Source organism: Flavivirga jejuensis, from assembly GCF_030540765.1.
In the GTDB taxonomy this organism is placed as follows: domain Bacteria; phylum Bacteroidota; class Bacteroidia; order Flavobacteriales; family Flavobacteriaceae; genus Flavivirga; species Flavivirga jejuensis.
This window is the reverse complement of record NZ_JAUOEL010000011.1, coordinates 41,701-60,590: the sequence shown is the minus strand read 5'-3', so window position 1 is coordinate 60,590 and position 18,890 is coordinate 41,701. Positions and strand designations below refer to the sequence as shown.

At 33.4% G+C, this 18,890-nt stretch carries 17 protein-coding genes and 1 tRNA gene; all 18 read right to left on the bottom strand.

Annotated features, from left to right (window positions below; translation table 11 throughout):
- Positions 1-80 precede the first annotated feature (80 nt).
- A complete protein-coding gene (locus Q4Q40_RS22910; RefSeq protein WP_303304389.1) occupies positions 81-275 on the bottom strand; it encodes a hypothetical protein in 195 nt (64 codons plus the stop codon).
- Positions 272-808 carry a tyrosine-type recombinase/integrase gene (locus Q4Q40_RS22905; RefSeq protein ID WP_303304388.1) on the bottom strand — a complete coding sequence of 179 codons (537 nt, stop codon included), beginning with the start codon at positions 806-808 and terminating at the stop codon, positions 272-274. The genes Q4Q40_RS22910 and Q4Q40_RS22905 overlap by 4 nt, the downstream gene beginning before the upstream one ends.
- Before the next feature lie 7 nt (positions 809-815).
- On the bottom strand, positions 816-1,502 hold the full coding sequence (locus Q4Q40_RS22900) for an Arm DNA-binding domain-containing protein (protein WP_303304387.1): 687 nt from the start codon (positions 1,500-1,502) through the stop codon (positions 816-818).
- A gap of 244 nt (positions 1,503-1,746) precedes the next feature.
- Positions 1,747-2,994, bottom strand: coding sequence for a site-specific integrase (locus tag Q4Q40_RS22895; RefSeq protein WP_303304386.1), 1,248 nt, complete (start codon positions 2,992-2,994; stop codon positions 1,747-1,749).
- 230 nt (positions 2,995-3,224) lie between these two features.
- Positions 3,225-3,298: transfer RNA gene (locus Q4Q40_RS22890), tRNA-Arg, on the bottom strand.
- Positions 3,299-3,447: 149 nt separating this feature from the next.
- Positions 3,448-3,897 carry a GatB/YqeY domain-containing protein gene (locus tag Q4Q40_RS22885; RefSeq protein WP_303304385.1) on the bottom strand — a complete coding sequence of 150 codons (450 nt, stop codon included), beginning with the start codon at positions 3,895-3,897 and terminating at the stop codon, positions 3,448-3,450.
- A 247-nt stretch (positions 3,898-4,144) separates the two neighbouring features.
- Positions 4,145-6,145, bottom strand: coding sequence for a cell division protein FtsZ (gene ftsZ / locus Q4Q40_RS22880; protein ID WP_303304384.1), 2,001 nt, complete (start codon positions 6,143-6,145; stop codon positions 4,145-4,147).
- A 119-nt stretch (positions 6,146-6,264) separates the two neighbouring features.
- Positions 6,265-7,578, bottom strand: coding sequence for a cell division protein FtsA (gene ftsA, locus Q4Q40_RS22875; RefSeq protein WP_303304383.1), 1,314 nt, complete (start codon positions 7,576-7,578; stop codon positions 6,265-6,267).
- 3 nt (positions 7,579-7,581) lie between these two features.
- Positions 7,582-8,274 (bottom strand): cell division protein FtsQ/DivIB, encoded by a 693-nt coding sequence (locus Q4Q40_RS22870; RefSeq protein ID WP_345027139.1) that lies wholly within the window; start codon positions 8,272-8,274, stop codon positions 7,582-7,584.
- 16 nt (positions 8,275-8,290) lie between these two features.
- Positions 8,291-9,643 carry a UDP-N-acetylmuramate--L-alanine ligase gene (gene murC, locus Q4Q40_RS22865; RefSeq protein ID WP_303304381.1) on the bottom strand — a complete coding sequence of 451 codons (1,353 nt, stop codon included), beginning with the start codon at positions 9,641-9,643 and terminating at the stop codon, positions 8,291-8,293.
- A 99-nt stretch (positions 9,644-9,742) separates the two neighbouring features.
- Positions 9,743-10,840 (bottom strand): undecaprenyldiphospho-muramoylpentapeptide beta-N-acetylglucosaminyltransferase, encoded by a 1,098-nt coding sequence (gene murG, locus Q4Q40_RS22860; RefSeq protein WP_425555789.1) that lies wholly within the window; start codon positions 10,838-10,840, stop codon positions 9,743-9,745.
- A gap of 3 nt (positions 10,841-10,843) precedes the next feature.
- Positions 10,844-11,023, bottom strand: coding sequence for a four helix bundle protein (locus tag Q4Q40_RS22855; RefSeq protein ID WP_303304380.1), 180 nt, complete (start codon positions 11,021-11,023; stop codon positions 10,844-10,846).
- A 36-nt stretch (positions 11,024-11,059) separates the two neighbouring features.
- Positions 11,060-12,253 carry an FtsW/RodA/SpoVE family cell cycle protein gene (locus Q4Q40_RS22850; RefSeq protein ID WP_303304379.1) on the bottom strand — a complete coding sequence of 398 codons (1,194 nt, stop codon included), beginning with the start codon at positions 12,251-12,253 and terminating at the stop codon, positions 11,060-11,062.
- 127 nt (positions 12,254-12,380) lie between these two features.
- Positions 12,381-13,712 carry a UDP-N-acetylmuramoyl-L-alanine--D-glutamate ligase gene (murD, locus tag Q4Q40_RS22845; RefSeq protein WP_303304378.1) on the bottom strand — a complete coding sequence of 444 codons (1,332 nt, stop codon included), beginning with the start codon at positions 13,710-13,712 and terminating at the stop codon, positions 12,381-12,383.
- A 133-nt stretch (positions 13,713-13,845) separates the two neighbouring features.
- Positions 13,846-15,087 (bottom strand): phospho-N-acetylmuramoyl-pentapeptide-transferase, encoded by a 1,242-nt coding sequence (gene mraY / locus Q4Q40_RS22840; protein ID WP_303304377.1) that lies wholly within the window; start codon positions 15,085-15,087, stop codon positions 13,846-13,848.
- Position 15,088: 1 nt separating this feature from the next.
- Complete coding sequence (locus Q4Q40_RS22835) at positions 15,089-16,552, bottom strand: UDP-N-acetylmuramoyl-L-alanyl-D-glutamate--2,6-diaminopimelate ligase (RefSeq protein ID WP_303304376.1); 1,464 nt, start codon at positions 16,550-16,552, stop codon at positions 15,089-15,091.
- Positions 16,549-18,507, bottom strand: a complete 1,959-nt coding sequence (locus tag Q4Q40_RS22830; RefSeq protein WP_303304404.1) for a penicillin-binding protein — start codon at positions 18,505-18,507, stop codon at positions 16,549-16,551. Before Q4Q40_RS22830 ends, Q4Q40_RS22835 begins: the two co-directional genes overlap by 4 nt.
- Before the next feature lie 63 nt (positions 18,508-18,570).
- Entirely contained in the window at positions 18,571-18,888 is a 318-nt protein-coding gene (locus tag Q4Q40_RS22825) for an FtsL-like putative cell division protein (RefSeq protein ID WP_303304375.1), read from the bottom strand.
- Between the last annotated feature and the right edge of the window lie 2 nt (positions 18,889-18,890).

Below are 18,890 nucleotides of genomic sequence, written 5' to 3'. Positions count from 1 at the left end.
AAGCTTCTCAAAAATTTCATAAATAGAAACAAAGTGATTAGTCACCAATCTAGTTATCCCCATAGATCCTAATAACATAATTAACTTATCATCATAAAAAAAGATAATTGCCATATAAAATAGCGCAGTGCAATAAATTTATCTACAGGTTCTAGCGATTGAAATTCATTAAAGTTATCTTCTAATGGTTTTATAATCATTTCTTTTTCTAGCTCTCTAAAAGCAATATACTTTTCTTTGAAATTATTATTCAATATCCTCTGAACTGATTTCACCTTAATAACTTTTTAAAATGTTTTTGTAATATCTTCTTAGCATCCTTTAAAACAGCGTCACTTACATTAAAATAATGGCTATCTATGTCATTTCTACTTGTGTGTCCCATTAAGCTTTTAATTACCAAACGTTCTCTAATTCCAGACTCGAATATAGATTGTCTAAAATAACGTCGAGCTGTATATGTGCTTAAGGAAAAATCGATTTCTGTTTTTGCTGCTATTAATTTTAAGTTCAAATTCATCTTGTCTAAACTTCTCTTTGGTAAAATTCTGTCTTCAGGTATAACACCCTTATATTTCCATATTAGTTCCAATGTTTGTTTAGCCAAAAACTGTTTGGTCTGTACCTTTGTTTTTTTTCTTTTTAAAGCAATTATTCCGTTTTTTATGTCGGAATGTTTCAAATCAATAGCGTCACAAAAACTAAGTCCAGTATAACATAGAAACAAAAAAATATCTCTATACACCTCTAAAGTACTGCTTTTAGGCAAATCTAGTGTTACTATTTTTACAAATTGGTCATTATCCAATCGAGGTTTATCTGCTCTTTTTAAATGGAACTCTTATTCCCAAAAAAGGATTCGTTTTAATACGTTCCTCAAATAAAAGTCTATTAAATATAGGTTTAACATTCTTAACAATTGAGTTGACTGATTGACTATTCAAACCAATTTTGTTTTGTTTTGGTATTGGCATTTTTATATAGTCAATAAACTTAGAAACATGAAGTCTTTTAAAATCTTTAATATCCAAATGATCTAATTTTTTATAAACTAAAAAATTACATAAGTGATTGATAGATTTTTTATAGTTTCTTTTGGTACCAGGAGCTTTATCAACATCTGGACATATTACTTTTTCATAAAATTGATTTGCTTCTTTAAAAAGGGTAATCTGTTCGTTTTCTTGTCTAGAAAGCAGATGATCAACTATTTGATGTGAAGTAACTTCTGCCATTTTGATCATACGAATTCGTAAATAATTATGGAACTCATTTTGCATTTCATTGAGAAAAATATTGTGCTCCAATAAATGCTTTTGTTTTGAACTAAACCGTTGATAATCACTATTCCAATACTTAATTTCGAATCCATTTATTTTGGTTAAGCTAATTTTACTCTCTGCTTTTTTTCGATTGTGAACGATTCGAAGATAAATGGGGTAGCGTTTGTTTTCATCAATCCTATTGAGGGTTTTAATGTGAAATTTCAATGTTGTTCCCATGTTTTTAATTTTGTTAAAGATTAAAAATTTGATAAAATATTTGTGGAAGAAAAAATTGATGTCAACTGAATTCTAATGAACTCAAACGAAAACAAAAGAATAAAGTATCTTGCTTAAACCTTCTTTATTATTTCGCTACTTTCTAATAGATTTATCACCCCGACAACATCTCCCAAGTGTTCCCCTCTTACTTATCTAAATTTCATACTCTAAACACATAGATTGTTCTTTTGAAAAGTGTCAATCATTTAGATCTCAAATTACCCTTATCAGCTCTAAACTTATTTTTTAGAGCTTGCATATCCTCACTTACTTTTCTTTCTATGACCTTGGCATAAATTTGAGTAGTTGCTATTCTGGTGTGCCCTAGTAATTTTGATACCGTTTCGATAGGAACACCATTAGTTAAGGTTACCGTAGTAGCAAATGTATGTCTTGCCATGTGAAAGGTAAGATTCTTTTTTATACCACAAGCATCAGCAATTTCCTTTAAATACAAATTCAATTTTGCATTTGAAATTACTGGAAACAGCGTTTCTGTAATACATGCCATAGGATGATTACTATATTTATTAATAAGGTCTTGGGCAGTATCTAATATAGGTACTTTTACAGGTGTATTGGTTTTTTGTCGTTTCGTAATAATCCAATTAAGCCCATCGATACCAATCATAATATTAGATTCGGTTAAAGCAACGATATCCGCATAACTAATCCCAGTATAACAACTGAACACAAACAAATCTCTTACTCTTTCTAATCGTTCAATTGGAAACTTATAAGTTTCTAAATTTGAAAGTTCATTAGCCGAAAGAAACTCCCTTTCTCTTTTTTCAAAAGTTGGCTTCCAACGAATAAAAGGATCTTTTTCTATCCATTCCAAATGGAATGCCAGAGTTACCATTTTACGGAAACGTTGAATATGTTTCATAACCGTATTATGGCTCATGGCATTTTGATGTCCTTTTGGCCAATACGTATGTAAAAAGTGTTCAAAATCGCAAATAAATCGATAGTCTAATTGGTTAAGATAGATATCCGAGGTTTTAATAATCTTATTTAGAAACCTTTTAATATACTTTTCTGTAACAGCAAAGTTTCTAATGGTTCCTGATGCTAAAGTACTTTCGGCTTTTTTGGTATGATAATCTATTATATTTTGGAGGGTCTTCACATTTTCGCCCTCTCCCACATAATTTGCCTTTATTAATTTGGCAGTTACTAATTTATTCTTAAATATTAAATCTTGGTAACACTGAAAAATTTGCGAATGGACTTGATCTAAATACAAATTGATTTGTCTAGCTTCAGAGGTCTTACCAATGGCTTTTTTCTTTTTAGTATCCCAAATTTCGAGCAGCACTTTTCTTTTTGTACTAATATTTACTCGTTTACCATTTACACTAACTCTAGCATAAATTAAAGCATAATTAAAGATTGCCTTTTTTTGGTCTGCCCAAAAAAGGATGGAGAATGTGTTTGTTGTACGCATAGTTGTCGTCTTTAAATTGTTAAACATTTATTGAGACGAAAGTCAAATCAACTATATATATTCTTCAAATTTTTTCAAAGTGTCAGTTGAACTGACACTTTGAAAAATAACTGACGGATAGCTACCATTTTAAATCAATTGCTATCATATTTAATGTACTTCTAAAAACCTAAAAACCATGTAATTAATAATAATTACACAGTTTTGGAACTAAATAACTTTAGTTTTAGTGACCGCGAAGGGATTCGAACCCCCAACCCTCAGAGCCGAAATCTGATATTCTATCCAGTTGAACTACGCAGCCATTAATCCCTGCAAAGGCAGGGATCTCATTATTTCAAGTTGTCATTTTGAAAGTGAAATATGAACGACGAGAAATCTTTAATCTCAGCAAAATTTATGAGATTCCTCCTCATACTTCGTTCGGAATGACAAATAATTTTATAATATAATTTATGCTAATTTTTGTCTTACAATATTAGAAATTGTTTTACCATCAGCTTGTCCACCTATCTCTTTACTAACAATGCCCATAACTTTACCCATATCTTTCATGCCTTCTGCACCTATTTGATCAATAGTTGCAACAACCACTTTTTCAATTTCTTCATCAGTTAAAGCTTCTGGTAAAAATTGTGCGATAACATCTGCCTCTGCTAATTCTGGTGCAGCTAGATCCTCACGCCCTTGCTTTGAATAAATAGCAGCGCTATCTCTTCGTTGTTTTACTTGTTTTTGAAGTATTTTAAGCTCTTGTTCTTCTGTTATATCTTCTTTAGCGCCATTTTCTGTTTGTGCTAATAGAATAGCAGATTTTATGGCGCGTAAAGCTGTTAAAGCTGTTTGATCTTTAGCTTTCATGGCTTCTTTTAAAGCTGACATAACATCTTGTTGTAAACTCATTGTAATCCTATTTAGCTGCGAAGATAAAAAAAAGTTGGAAGCATGAAGAGTGAAGTACAAAGAAAAAAAAAGATTCCCTTCTTCGAGGGAATAACAAAATTTCAATTAATTAAAAAACCCGAAAAACTGAGGGAAGTTTTTCGGGTTCATAACAAAGTAAGGCCAGTGTACTATTTAACTCGTATTATGCATAGAACTTCGTGATGAAGTTTTCAGCTCTAATAGATTTCTAATGCATAATTCGGGTTTAATCTACATTATCGTGTAAAAACGAATTATTGCTTCTTAATTGGATATCGTCATTTTCATCCAATCCGATACTGGTCCTGGACATATCATCTGTTTCTGAAGAGTGTTTGGCTTCATTTAAATTAACCCCCTGACGTTTATAGGCTGGCTCTTTTTCTATATCATCAATTTTCGCATTGTTGAATTTATAATTAAAGTCCTTCATTTTACGTCTACGCTCTTCTGCACGTTCTTTAAGTAACTCCGAAATAGGACTATCCATTGGATCTATTTCTTGTACATTTTCTTTTTTTGAAGTAGATTCATGTATAATTTTCTTTTCAAATACAACATCATTATCTATTTCTTCTAAAACCTCCTTAGATGCTGGTTGTTTTTTATTGATTGAAGATTCAACCTCAACATAATCATCTAGCGCATAACGAATGTCTCCTTCTTCATTTGTTTCTGTAACAGGAATAAGCTCGACATAATCATTCACTGGTATTTTTTTAATATCATCGTCTGTCTCCGTCAATTGATGAGAGATAATATCTTCATTTTTTTCAACCTCTTCGCTGTCTGGTGAAAGAGGCAAATCAAAAGTTAATGTAATTTGTTGCTCTTCTTCAATGTAGTCTGAAATAATTTCAACATCAGTAATATTCTCAACATCATCAGACATTCTTGTAACTGGCTTAATAATAAAATCTTCATCTTCTTCTATATTAACCGCTACTTCATCGTATACTACATCGATATTTTTAATAATTTCTGATGTTGGTATTAAATCTATATTTTCAATTGATTGAGTTGGTTTTTGTTTATTAACCAAACTCTTTTCGAAATTACTAAGCCCCTCTTCTTCTGTCTCCAGATCTAAAGTATGACGAACAATTGGCGCTTCCTTTTTCTCCTCTAATTCTATTATTGGAGCAATAATTACGGGTTCTTTTTCTTTAGGATTTAAATCTTGATCTTCACTAAGTGAATGCACTACTTTTTTGGTCTCTGTATTAGAGATTTCATCTTGTTGCTCTATATTAAACCCAGTAGCAATAATGGTTACAGCAATAGACTCTTCTAACGCTTCGTCTTCACCAACCCCCATAATGATGTTAGCGCCATGTCCAGCTTCATTTTGAATATGATCATTGATTTCTCCTATTTCATCAATTGTAATTTCGTGAGAACCAGAAACAATTAATAACAATACATTCTTTGCTCCTGTAATTTTATTATCGTTTAATAATGGCGAATCTAAAGCTTTTCGAATAGCATCTTGAGCACGATTTTGACCTGAGGCTAAAGCAGACCCCATAATAGCAGTTCCACTATTACTTAATACCGTTTTAGCATCACGTAAATCAATATTTTGTGTGTAGTGGTGTGTAATAACTTCAGCGATACCACGAGCAGCTGTGGATAGCACTTCATCAGCTTTAGAGAACCCTGCTTTAAAACCAAGATTACCATAAACCTCACGAAGTTTATTATTATTTATTACAATTAAAGAGTCTACAACATCTCTTAACTTTTCAATCCCTTTTTGAGATTGTTCGATACGCATTCTACCTTCAAATTGAAAAGGCATGGTTACAATACCAACTGTTAAAATGTCTAATTCTTTAGCCATTTTAGCAATAATAGGAGCAGCCCCAGTACCTGTACCACCGCCCATTCCTGCAGTAATAAATACCATTTTGGTATTGGTATCTAACATTTGCGAAATATCATCAAAACTTTCTACGGCAGATTGCTCGCCTATATCTGGATTTGCACCCGCTCCTAACCCTTCGGTTAAGTTCAGCCCTAATTGAATTTTATTAGGAACGCCACTGTTTTGAAGTGCTTGTGCATCGGTATTACATATGTAAAAATCTACACCCTTAATACCTTGTTGGAACATGTGATTAATGGCATTACTACCACCTCCTCCAACACCAATAACTTTAATAACATTTGACTGGTTTTTTGGCAAATCAAATGCAATGCTTTCGAATTCTTCTTTGCTGCTCATAAATTCTGTTTTACTGAGGTTTTTATACTTTATCTTTTTAATTCAATGGATTATTTCTCTATATGCCATCTGGCAACTTCACTAAAATGGTACAACAAACCATTTTTATGATACACACTCTACTCTGCGTTATCTAAAAAATCTTTAACACGTTCGGTTAACTTATCCAGAAAAGAACGGCGTTCCTTTACTGGATCTTCTTTAATCTCTTCAATCGGCTTTTCTTCTTCATTTTCAATCTCAATAGCCTCATTTTGTTCTAATTTTTTTCTTTCTAGACGTTTTAAACCATCCAAAACCAATCCTACAGCTGTGGCATACAATGGGCTTGTGATATCACCATCACTATCTCCTGCTAAATGCTCATTTGGATACCCAACTCTAGTATCCATTCCTGTGATATATTCTACCAACTGCTTTAAATGTTTCAACTGGCTACCACCGCCCGTTAATACAATACCTGCAATTAGTTTTTTCTTTTGTTCTTCGTGTCCGTAGTTTTTAATTTCAACATATACCTGTTCCACTATTTCAACAACACGTGCATGAATTATTTTTGAGAGATTTTTTAATGTAATTTCTTTTGGTTCTCTACCACGTAAACCTGGTATAGATACTATTTCGTTATCCTTATTTTCTCCTGGCCACGCAGAACCGAATTTTATCTTTAATAATTCAGCTTGTTTTTCTATTATTGAACAGCCTTCTTTTATATCTTCAGTAATCACATTACCCCCAAAAGGAATCACTGCTGTATGGCGAATGATACCATCTCTAAAAATGGCTAAATCTGTTGTGCCACCTCCTATATCAATAAGCGCTACACCTGCTTCTTTTTCTTCCTGGCTTAAAACAGCATTTGCTGATGCTAATGGTTCTAATGTGATGCCTTCTAAATTCAAACCTGCACTTTGTACGCAACGTCCAATGTTTCTAATAGAAGATACTTGACCTACAACCACATGAAAATTAGCCTCTAAACGGCCTCCGTACATCCCTATTGGTTCTTTTATTTCCGCCTGCCCATCTACTTTGTATTCCTGAGGCAACACATGAATAATTTCTTCTCCTGGAAGCATGACTAGTTTGTGTACTTGATTTATTAGTCTGTCAATATCTTCTTCATCTATAACATGCTCAGAATTGGGTCTTGTTATATAATCACTGTGTTGCAAACTTCTAATATGCTGCCCTGCAATACCAACAGTAACGCCTTCAATTTTCATTTCGGCAGAAACTTCTGCCTCTTGTACCGCTTGTTGTATCGATTGAATTGTTTGCGTAATATTATTTACGACACCACGGTGTACTCCTAAACTTTTAGATTTACCTATACCAGAAATCTCAACTTTTCCGTATTCATTTTTACGACCAATCATAGCCACAATCTTTGTGGTTCCTATGTCTAATCCTACTGCTAAATTATGCTCCATGATTTATATTTTGGTACATATTACTTGGTTGTCAAATTGCAAATTGACTTTACTATATTTATTAAGTGTTTTATCTGTTAGATTTTTTTGATAAAATGCTTTTAAATTATTAACCTTTTTATCTAAAGAACTCACATCGCCTAATTGTACTATAAAGTTGCATTGTCTTAATTTTAAATAAATATCTTTATTCTTATTTTGATGAATCTCAATAACATGTTTTTTTAAAAATTCATCATTAATAATTTTACTTGCAATCTTATAAATGCTTCTTAAATTATTCTTTTCAATATAGCCTGTAACTAATGGCACTCTCGCCGAAAAATTGGTAGACAAAGGCATATAAGAACCGTCGCCATCAATATAATAAGACGCATTTGTACTCACTCGTGCAATCGGTGTTTTTTGTTCTATATCAGCGCTAAGTGTACCGTTTACAGCCACATACACTTCCGCTGCTTTTATCATTGGATTAGATTTCAGGACATTTTCTAGCTCATTCAAATCTAAAGTTTCTTTGGTTACATTTTCAACGCCTCCATATTTTTGTATTAACAATTTACTAACAGTCTCATTTGTAACGAAAAGGTTGCTTTCTCCAATAAATTTTACCTGCGGACCTAACACTTTTCTAACAGCATTTCTTTGTGACGCAAAAGCAAACAAAAAAGCCACTAATACCAATAAAACAAACATCTTTATGTAACTCCAATTAACTCGCAATACTAAATTCTTTTTTTATATGTTTTACTTGTTCTCCAATATCTCCTGCCCCTATAGTTAATATTATTTGCGCATGACTGTTATGTATGGCTGGTAATAGCTCTTTTTTGCTAACCAACTGCTTATTTTTATTATTTATTTTATCTAACAACCAGGCTGAAGTCACACCTTCTATAGGTAATTCTCTTGCTGGGTAAATATCTAACAATATCAACGCATCAAACGGCGATAAACTTTCAGCAAAATCATCTATAAAATCACGTGTTCTGCTATATAAATGAGGCTGAAAAATAGCCAATACTTTTTTTCTAGGATACATCTCTCTAACGGCTTGATACACGGCCTTAATTTCTTCTGGATGATGCGCATAATCATCAATAAAAACCAGATTATCAGTTTTTATATGATAAGTAAACCTACGCTTAACACCTTTGTAAGACTCCAAAGCTTTTGCTAGTTCTTGCCAAGAGCAACCATATTCTATAGCCATTGCCAAAGCGATTAACGCATTCGACAGATTATGTCTCCCTGGCAGATTAAATTGCAAATTTTTGATGACTGTTTCTGGAGTTTTTACATCAAAAACATAGGTCCCATTTTCTATTTTTATATTTTGAACTGAATAATCTGAATCATCTTCTATACCATACGTAATACCTTGTAATGGCAATCCATTTCTAACGAACAATTTCCCATGAGTTTTTAGTCGTTTCGAAAAGTCTTCAAATGATTTTTTTAATTCTGAAGAGTCGCCGTAAATATCTAAATGGTCTGCATCCATTGATGTAACGCAGGCTATATCTGGTGACAATGTTAAAAAAGAACGATCAAACTCATCTGCCTCAACTACCGAAACCTCTGCGCCATTAAGTATTAAATTAGAATTATAATTCTCACTAACACCTCCTAAAAAAGCAGTTAAAGGCACACGACATTCATGCATTAAATGCCCTAAAATACTTGTTGTAGTGGTTTTGCCATGCGTACCTGCCACCGCTAAACAAAATGTATGTTCTGTTATTAACCCTAAAATCTGTGAACGTTTTAAAACGCGATAACCATTTGCATTAAAATACCTCAGCTCTAGATGATCTGCAGGAACTGCCGGCGTATAAACAATTAGAGTATTTTCTATATTCAAAAAAGAAGCAGGGATATTATCGACCAAATCTTCAAAATGAATAGCAATCCCCAAAGCCACTAAACTGTCTGTAATTTCAGTTTGTGTTTTATCATAGCCTGCAACACTTTTTTTATTAGCATGAAAATAACGTGCCAAAGCACTCATCCCGATACCTCCAATACCAATAAAGTAAATGTTATGTATGTTATTTAAATTCATTTTTATTATTCCTGAACAGTCAGGAGTCTACCTTTATTTATTTCTCTTTTTGTAAATTCCTGCTTTCACAGAAATAACAAACAGATTCTATTTATATGATTACTTTCTCAGAAGCTTTTCTACTTCGTCTGCTATTTGTGTTGTAGCATGTATTAATGCCATTTTTTTTATGTTAGTCCCTAGTTCTTTTTGCTTTTCGGGCGATACTATAAGTTGCGAAAACTTGTTTTCAAAATCCACATTTAAATCAGTTTCTTTAATTATTATAGCTGCATCATTATTTACAACTGCCATAGCATTTTTTGTTTGATGATCTTCTGCCACATTTGGAGACGGAACAAAAATAACAGGCTTACCTACAATACACAGCTCTGAAACAGATCCTGCTCCCGCCCTAGATATTACAATATCTGCTGCTGCATAAGCAAAATCCATATTATTTAAAAACTCATAAACCTGCACATTATTAGTGTTATTATAAATTTTGTATTGCTGATAATAAAGCTTTCCACATTGCCATATAATTTGAATATTTTGGGTATCTAAAAAATCCAATTTACTCTCAATCAGCTCGTTTATTCTTCTAGCTCCTAAACTACCTCCCAAAACCAAAAGCGTATACTTACCATGTTTTAGATTGAAGAAGTTCTTAGCCTCAACAGTCTTACTATCTATATCTAATAAATCTTGACGTACTGGGTTCCCTGTTTTGATAATTTTTTCATTCGGAAAAAACCGTTCCAAACCATCGTAAGCCACACATATTTTTTGCGTTTTTTTAGACAACAACTTATTAGTAATTCCTGGATACGAATTTTGCTCTTGTATTAGGCTTGGTATCTTTTTTGACGCTGCCACATACAACAGTGGTCCACTAGCAAATCCTCCTGTTCCGATTGCAACATCTGGCTTAAACGATTTTACTATCTTTCGCGCATTCCAAATGCTACTTATTAACTTAAAAGGAAACGCCAGATTTTTTAAAGTCAACTTACGCTGAATTCCTGAAATCCAAAGCCCTTTAATATCATATCCTGCTTGTGGCACCTTCTCCATTTCCATTCTACCTTCGGCGCCTACAAATAAAAATTCAGCATCAGGAAAACGAGATTTTAGCTCATTCGCAATGGCTATGGCAGGATAAATATGCCCTCCAGTACCTCCTCCTGATAATATGATTTTATATTTCTGATTCACGATTTACGATTTATTTATAAAATCTGCATTTGATTTTGCTCTATAATTGACTCCAACTGAACTAGAACACCTTATTAATTGATTACAAAAAGCATTATACTCCCTTAAAATTGGAAATTTCGTGTATAAATCCCAACTGTCTACCGCATATTTCTCTGTTCTATTTTTTAACACTTGCTTCATTCTACAAATCCTAATTCAAAAGGCATCTATCTAAAATCAGATGGTTTCACTTAAAATTTCAAGCGGATTATCTTCCTTATATTCTTGTTCTTTAATTTCTTCTCGCTTAGCGCTCACACTTAGAATAATTCCTATTGCCAAACATGTCATCCATATAGATGTTCCTCCACTACTTACCAAGGGTAATGTTTGCCCAGTTACTGGAAATAACTCTACAGCCACAGCCATATTTATTAATGCCTGAAACACTATTGGCAAGCCAACACCAAGCACTAAAAGTTTACCAAAAATGGTATCAGATTTTTGAGATACAATAACAATTCTAAATAACAACCACATATAAAGAATCATGATTGTAACACCTCCTATCAACCCATATTCTTCTATAATAATGGCAAAAATAAAATCTGATGATGATTGTGGTAAAGCGTGTTTCTGAATGCTTTTCCCTGGACCAGCTCCAAAAACCTGACCTGACGCTATAGCCACTTTAGCCTTCTCTATTTGATAATCTGCCTCGGTATCTTCGTTATTTGAATAGTTTTTAATTCTATTTTCCCAAGTATTTACTTTAACATGTAATGGCCCTGTTGTTAATTTAGCAAACATAATAAAGAATACTAATGCCAAAAAACCCGAACCTATTATCACGCCTAAATAGCGTACAGGATAGCCTCCTAAAAAAACCAAAAGCACCACCATTAAAAAAATAATAGCTGCTGTTGAAAAATTTGAAGGCAAGATTAAGGCTAATACAAAAAATACAGGCACCCAAAGCGGCAGGATAGATTCTTTTAATCCTATATCAATATCTTTAATTTTAGACATATATCGCGCCACATAGACCATAAGCACAACTGATGCGAAAGTTGATGTTTGAAAAGACACCCCTACTATAGGTATTTTAATCCATCTACTAGCACTAGCACCTCCCATAACCGTTCCTTGTAACATCGTAATAATTAACAACACTAAAACTATCGGAATTGCCACTAAAGACAACCCCTTAAAATATCTATACGGGATCTTGTGAACACCGTACATAATAGCAAACCCTAAAAACAAGTGCATAAAATGCTTTACAAATGAGATAAACGTATTCCCATTATGCTTAACATATGCTAAATCACTAGCCGCACTATAAACAGGCAAGAATGAAGCTATAGCCAACAACGCTACTATGGCCCAAATTAACCTATCTCCTTTTATGCTTTTAAATACTGTTTGCATCCTATCTGTCCTTTCGAACATCTTCCCAAAGGGAAGAAATTGTTATTTAATTATACTTTTATATTTTGTTATGGATTCCTGCTTCCATTTCGACTCCGCTCAATGTGACACGCAGGAATGACAATAATTATAAGTTTCTAACGGCATTTTTAAATTGACGCCCTCTATCTTCATAGCTTTCAAACAAATCAAAACTGGCACACGCTGGCGATAATAAAACACTATCTCCTGCTTCGGTAATTTTATAAGCGATTTTCACTGCTTCACTCATAAATTGTGTTTCAACAATAACATCAACCATTCCTCCGAACGTTTTCATCAATTTCTCGTTGTCTACCCCCAAACAAATAATAGCTTTCACCTTCTCGTTTACAAAAGAGAATAATTCTTCATAATCATTACCTTTATCTTCACCTCCAACAATCCAAACAGTAGGCGTATCCGCACACTCTAAAGCATAATATGTCGCATTTACATTAGTCGCCTTAGAATCGTTTATGTATTGCACTTTATTAATCTTTAAAACATGTTCTAAACGATGCTCAACACCTTGAAAGTTTCCTAAACTTTCTCTTATAGTTTGTTTTCTAATCCTTAACAAATGAGAGACTGTAGAGGCAGCCATCGCATTTTTCATATTGTGCTTCCCCTGTAATGTTAATTTTGTTGTTGGCATAATTATTTGGTTGTTGTTTATTGTTATTTTAATATTATTGTCGTCTAAATACGCACCATTACCAATCTTCTTCGTTAATGAAAATGGCAATAATGTAGACTGAACTGGGTTATTTTTCAGATGATTTACTATCACTGTATCGTCTGCATCATAAATCAAATAATCATCTTTCGTTTGATTCATGGTTATTCTAAATTTTGAAGCGATATACCTTTCAAATTGATAGTTATACCTATCTAAATGATCGGGGGTAATATTTGTAATGACTCCTATATGCGGCTTAAAGTCGACGATATCATCTAATTGAAAACTACTAATTTCTAATACGTAATTCTCAAAATTTTCTTCTAAAACCTGCTTAGCAAAACTGTCTCCTATATTACCTGCTAAGCCCACATTTAATTCTTGTTTTAAAATATGATGCGTTAAAGATGCTGTTGTTGTTTTACCATTGCTACCCGTAATTCCAACAATAGTAGCGCTGGTAAATTTTGATGCAAATTCAATTTCAGACACTACTAATATGCCTTTATCATGAATTTGTTTTACCAAAGGCACTTTGTCTGGAATTCCAGGACTTTTCATCACGATATCTGCATTCAGAATTTTATCTTCAGAATGTTTTTCATCTTCCCATTCAATCTCATTATGTATAAGAACTTGTTTATATTTTTCTTTAATGACTCCTTTATCTGAAACAAAAACATCATACCCTTGTTCTTTTCCCAGAAGCGCAGTACCTACGCCGCTTTCTCCCCCTCCTAATATGACTAAACGCCCCATCCTAAATCCTTCCCCAAAGAGTAAGGACTTACCTCTCTGTTTTTATCAATTGTTTTTATATAAATTTCTTTTATCACTTTTCTTAACTCTATGTCTTTTTTACAGCTATGAGATCCCTGCCTTCGCAGGAATTTTATCTAATTTTCAATGTTACTATTGAAAGGATCGCTAACAGAATACCTACAATCCAAAATCGGGTTACAATTTTGCTTTCGTGATATCCTGATTTTTGATAGTGGTGATGCAACGGCGACATTTTAAAAATGCGACGTCCTTCTCCATATTTTTTCTTGGTATATTTAAACCACCCCACTTGCATGATTACCGATAGATTTTCTGCTAAAAAAATGCCACACAATACTGGTATTAACCACTCTTTTCGAACTGCAATCGCTATAACAGCGATAATTCCCCCAATAGTTAAACTTCCTGTATCTCCCATAAAAACTTGAGCTGGAAATGTGTTATACCACAAGAAACCGATAAGCGCTCCAACAAATGCAGCTATATAGATAGTAATTTCTTCCACTCTCGGGATATACATAATATTGAGATAATCTGAGAATATAATATTACCAGAAACCCATGCAAATATCCCTAAAGTAAGTACTATGATTGCCGATGTTCCTGCCGCCAAACCATCAATCCCATCTGTAAGATTGGCTCCATTTGAAACTGCCGCGATAATAATAATCACTATTAAAATGAATATTATCCAAGCATACTTTTCTAAACTCGGGCTTATCCAGGTGATAAGTTTTGCATAATCAAACTCATTCGCTTTCACAAAAGGAATGGTTGTTTTTGTAGACTTCACTTCTTCTTTAAAAAGTTTTGACTGTGTTGTATTAGCATCTACTGCCAATATTTCTTGTTGCTCTTGAATTGGAAGTTTTTCTTTTATAGTAACATCCTGATGAAAAAATAAAGTTGCTCCAACTATAATACCAAGCCCTACTTGTCCAAGAATTTTAAACCGTCCTTTCAAGCCTTCTTTATCATTTTTAAATTTTTTAATATAATCGTCAATAAAACCAATAGTTCCCATCCATAGTGTAGTTACTATTAGCAAAATGATGTAAATATTTTCTAGTTCAGACAATAACAACACAGGAATTAATGTTGCCAGAATAATAATAATCCCACCCATAGTTGGGGTTCCTGCTTTTTCGCTCTGTCCTGCTAACCCTAAATCTCTAATCGTTTCACCTACTTGTTGTCTTTGTAAAAAATGTATAATTCGTTTTCCATATATGGTTGAAATAAGCAGTGACAAAATCATCGCCAAAGCAGCTCTAAAGGTTAAAAAACCAAAAAGCGTTGCCCCTGGAAATTGAAACTGTTTTTCTAAATAATCAAATAAATAATACAACATGTTATTTTTGTATTTGCTTTAAAAATTCTTGTACTATTTTATAATCGTCAAAATCAAAGCGTTCACCTTTAATCTCTTGATATGTTTCATGACCTTTTCCCGCTATTAAAATAATATCGTTAGGTTGTGCCAATTGACAAGCCGTTTTTATAGCCTGTTTTCTATCGGAAATCGTGAGTGTTTTTTTATAATTTTGAGGTTCAACACCTTTTTCAATATCATTAAGAATATCTTCTGGAACTTCACTGCGCGGGTTATCGCTTGTAAAAATAACCTTAGTACTTAAAGCTGAAGCTATATGTCCCATTTTTGGTCGTTTGGTTATATCTCTATCGCCTCCACAACCAACTACGGTTATTAATTCTTCATTCTTAGTACGAATGCTATTAATAGTTTCTAATACATTTTTCAATGCATCAGGCGTATGTGCATAATCTATTATTGCCGTGATTTTTTTATCAGAAATTAAATATTGGAAGCGTCCACTCACACTATCCAACTCACTTACTAAGCGTAAAATTTCAACCTTTTCCAAACCTAACAATTCGGCAGTAGCATAAATTGCCAATACATTATAAGCATTAAAATCCCCTATGAGCCGTGCCCAAACCTCACTATCGTTCACTTTAAGTAATAAGCCTCCAAATTGATTTTCTAAAATCTGAGCTTTATAATCGGCATACCCTTTTAAAGCATAAGTAAGTTTTCGAGCCTTGGTGTTTTGCAACATAACAAGCCCGTTTTTATCATCTACATTAACCAAAGCAAAAGCGTTTTTTGAAAGCCCATCAAAAAATGTTTTCTTAACATCTCTATATTCGGCAAACGTATTATGATAGTCTAAATGATCGTGAGATAAATTAGTAAATACCCCGCCTTCAAAATGCAATCCTTCTGTTCTGTATTGGTGAATTCCATGAGAACTTACTTCCATAAAACAAAACTCAACACCTACGTCATTCATTTCCTTTAAATACTTATTTATAGTTAATGAATCTGGCGTTGTATGTGTTGCTTTATACGTTGTGTTATCAACCATTATTTTAACGGTTGACAACAACCCAACTTTATAACCTGCTTTTTTAAATAATTGATATAATAAACTTGCTACTGTCGTTTTTCCATTGGTTCCTGTAACCCCAACCAGTTTTAAATTTTCGGATGGTGTATCGTAATAATTAGAAGCCATAATAGCTAAAGCCCTGCTAGAATTATCAACCTCCACATAAGTAACGCCATCAACCAAATGCTCTGGCAATGTTTCACACACCACACCTATAGCGCCATGCTTTATAGCGACATCAATAAAATCATGCCCATCGGCAATATTTCCACGAATAGCCACAAACAAGTCTCCTTTAGTAATTTTTCGAGAATCAAAATCAATAGCTCCAATACCAGCACTAGTACCACCTACTACAGCATTAATTGTAACTCGATACAATATGTCTTTTAATACGATCATGAAGCTTTTAAAACGACTATTTGATTATTTTTTAATTTCTCATTTTTATTAACAGATTGCTCTTTCACAACACCACTTCCTTTAAGTTTCACCTTTACCTCTACATCCATGTTCTCTAAAAGCGCTAAAGCATCCATTGCTGGTAGACCAATCACATTTGGCATGATCGTTCTATAGGTGCTTCCTGTTTGATAAAAAGCATCGTATTCTTTTTCTACTGATGCAATCTTAACATCTAACGACTCCACCTCATCAATCAATGGTGTATCCGTATATATTTTTTGTGCTATTCTTTTAAATACAGGCCCTGTAACATCAGCTCCATAAAAACCAACCTTAGTACTTGGTTTATGAATAACTACAATACATGAGTATTTAGGTTTTTCAACAGGAAAATACCCCACAAAGGAAGATATGTACCTTTTGTTCTTCTCCCAATCTTCCATCCAATATTCAGTTCTTGCAGTACCTGTTTTTCCTGCCATTGAGAAATTCTCAGAATACAATTTCGTTCCCGTACCTCTTATCACAATGTTTTTTAAAACTTCTCGTACTTTACTTAAAGTTACATCAGAACAAATTCGTTTCTTAATAACTTCTTTACCAAAAGTTTCAATTTCTTTATCAAATTCTTTTACAGCTTTTAAGAACTGTGGTTTAATAAGCTCCCCATCATTAGCGACTGCATTATAAAATGCCAAAGTTTGAAGCGGTGTTAATTCTAAATTATAACCATACGCCATTGAAGGAAGCGCATTTCTACTCCAATTTTCATCACCTGGTTCAGGAATATCAGGCTTCCCCTCTCCAATAATAGGAATCCCTAAAGGCTCGTTTAAATGCCATTCTTTAATCTTATTTATGAATTTTTTTGGGTTATCTGAATAATGCTTATCTATTATAGTAGCCAAACCAATATTTGAAGAAACCTCTAGCGCACGAGCTGCAGAAATTTTCCCATAACCTCCATAATGAGAATCATGCACATATCTACCATAAAATCTCTTTCTACCTTTTTTAGTATCAACAATTGTGGATGTATCAATAACCTCATCTTCTAAAGCCGCCATAAATGCCATCAACTTAAATGTAGAACCTGGTTCATGACTTTCTCCTACAGCATAATTTAATTTTTCATAATACCCTCCCTTGCTCGTTCTACCCAGATTCGCAATCGCTTTAATCTCTCCTGTTTTAACCTCCATAACAACCACACAACCATGCTCCGCTTCATAAAGTTCTAATTGTTTTGAAAGGGCATGATGCGCAATATCCTGAATATTTACATCTATAGTCGTATAGACATCATAACCATCTTTTGGCTCTATCTGGTTATAATCGGTCATCGGTTTCCACTTACCTTTCCCTATTTTCTGCATTTTTCTCAATCCATCAGTCCCTCTTAAGTATTTCAGTCCAAAAGCACCATCAATACCTGGTCTGGTCACATTCCCATCATCATCAAAACGCTCATAACCAATAGTACGACTAGCAATACTCCCCATAGGAAGCTCACGTTTTGTTGTTTGCTCAACAATTAATCCTCCAGAAATAACGCCTCGTTTTAAAAGCGGAAAATTTCTAAATCGGATATAATCTGAGTAATTAATATTTTCAACTAACAAGTAATATTGATTCTTATTTAATCTCGCTTTCCTTATTTCTTTTTCATAATAACCTGGAGACCTCCCTAAATAACCAGAAAGAGAATCACATAACGGCTTAACAAATTCTTCGAAGGTCTTAGTACCAGATGTCACAGCATCTATAGCGATATTATACTTAGGAATTGATGTTGCCAACAAGCTACCATCACCTGCATAAACATTACCCCTATTAGCGGGTATTGTAATATCTTGAATATCTCTTTTATCAACCAAAGCACGATACTTATCACCTTGTATAAACTGAATACTTAGCAATTTAAACAGCACAGCAAGCCCGAAGACGAACATACATCCTGCTATAAAATACAATCGGTTTAATATGCCTTTTTCGTTTACTGCCAAGGGCTTACTTTAATTTTGAGATTTTACTTTTATTTTTTTAGGAGGAATCACCGAAGGCGACAATCCTTTTTCTTTCATTCTTCTAATAACTGCCGACTCCATTTTAAGCCTCATAAGCCGAGAACGACCATCTACAAATGCCGAACGCATTTCTTTAACTTCATTTTTTAATCGGGCGATTTCGTACACTTTTTTATCAGCACTATGCGAACTTGCTACCATTATAATTGCCAAAACAGAAATAAAAATGATAAACCTCCAATTCTTAAAAGAATCATCACTAACTAAAAAAGTTCCTTTTAATATGTTATAGATATTTTTTTTCATTC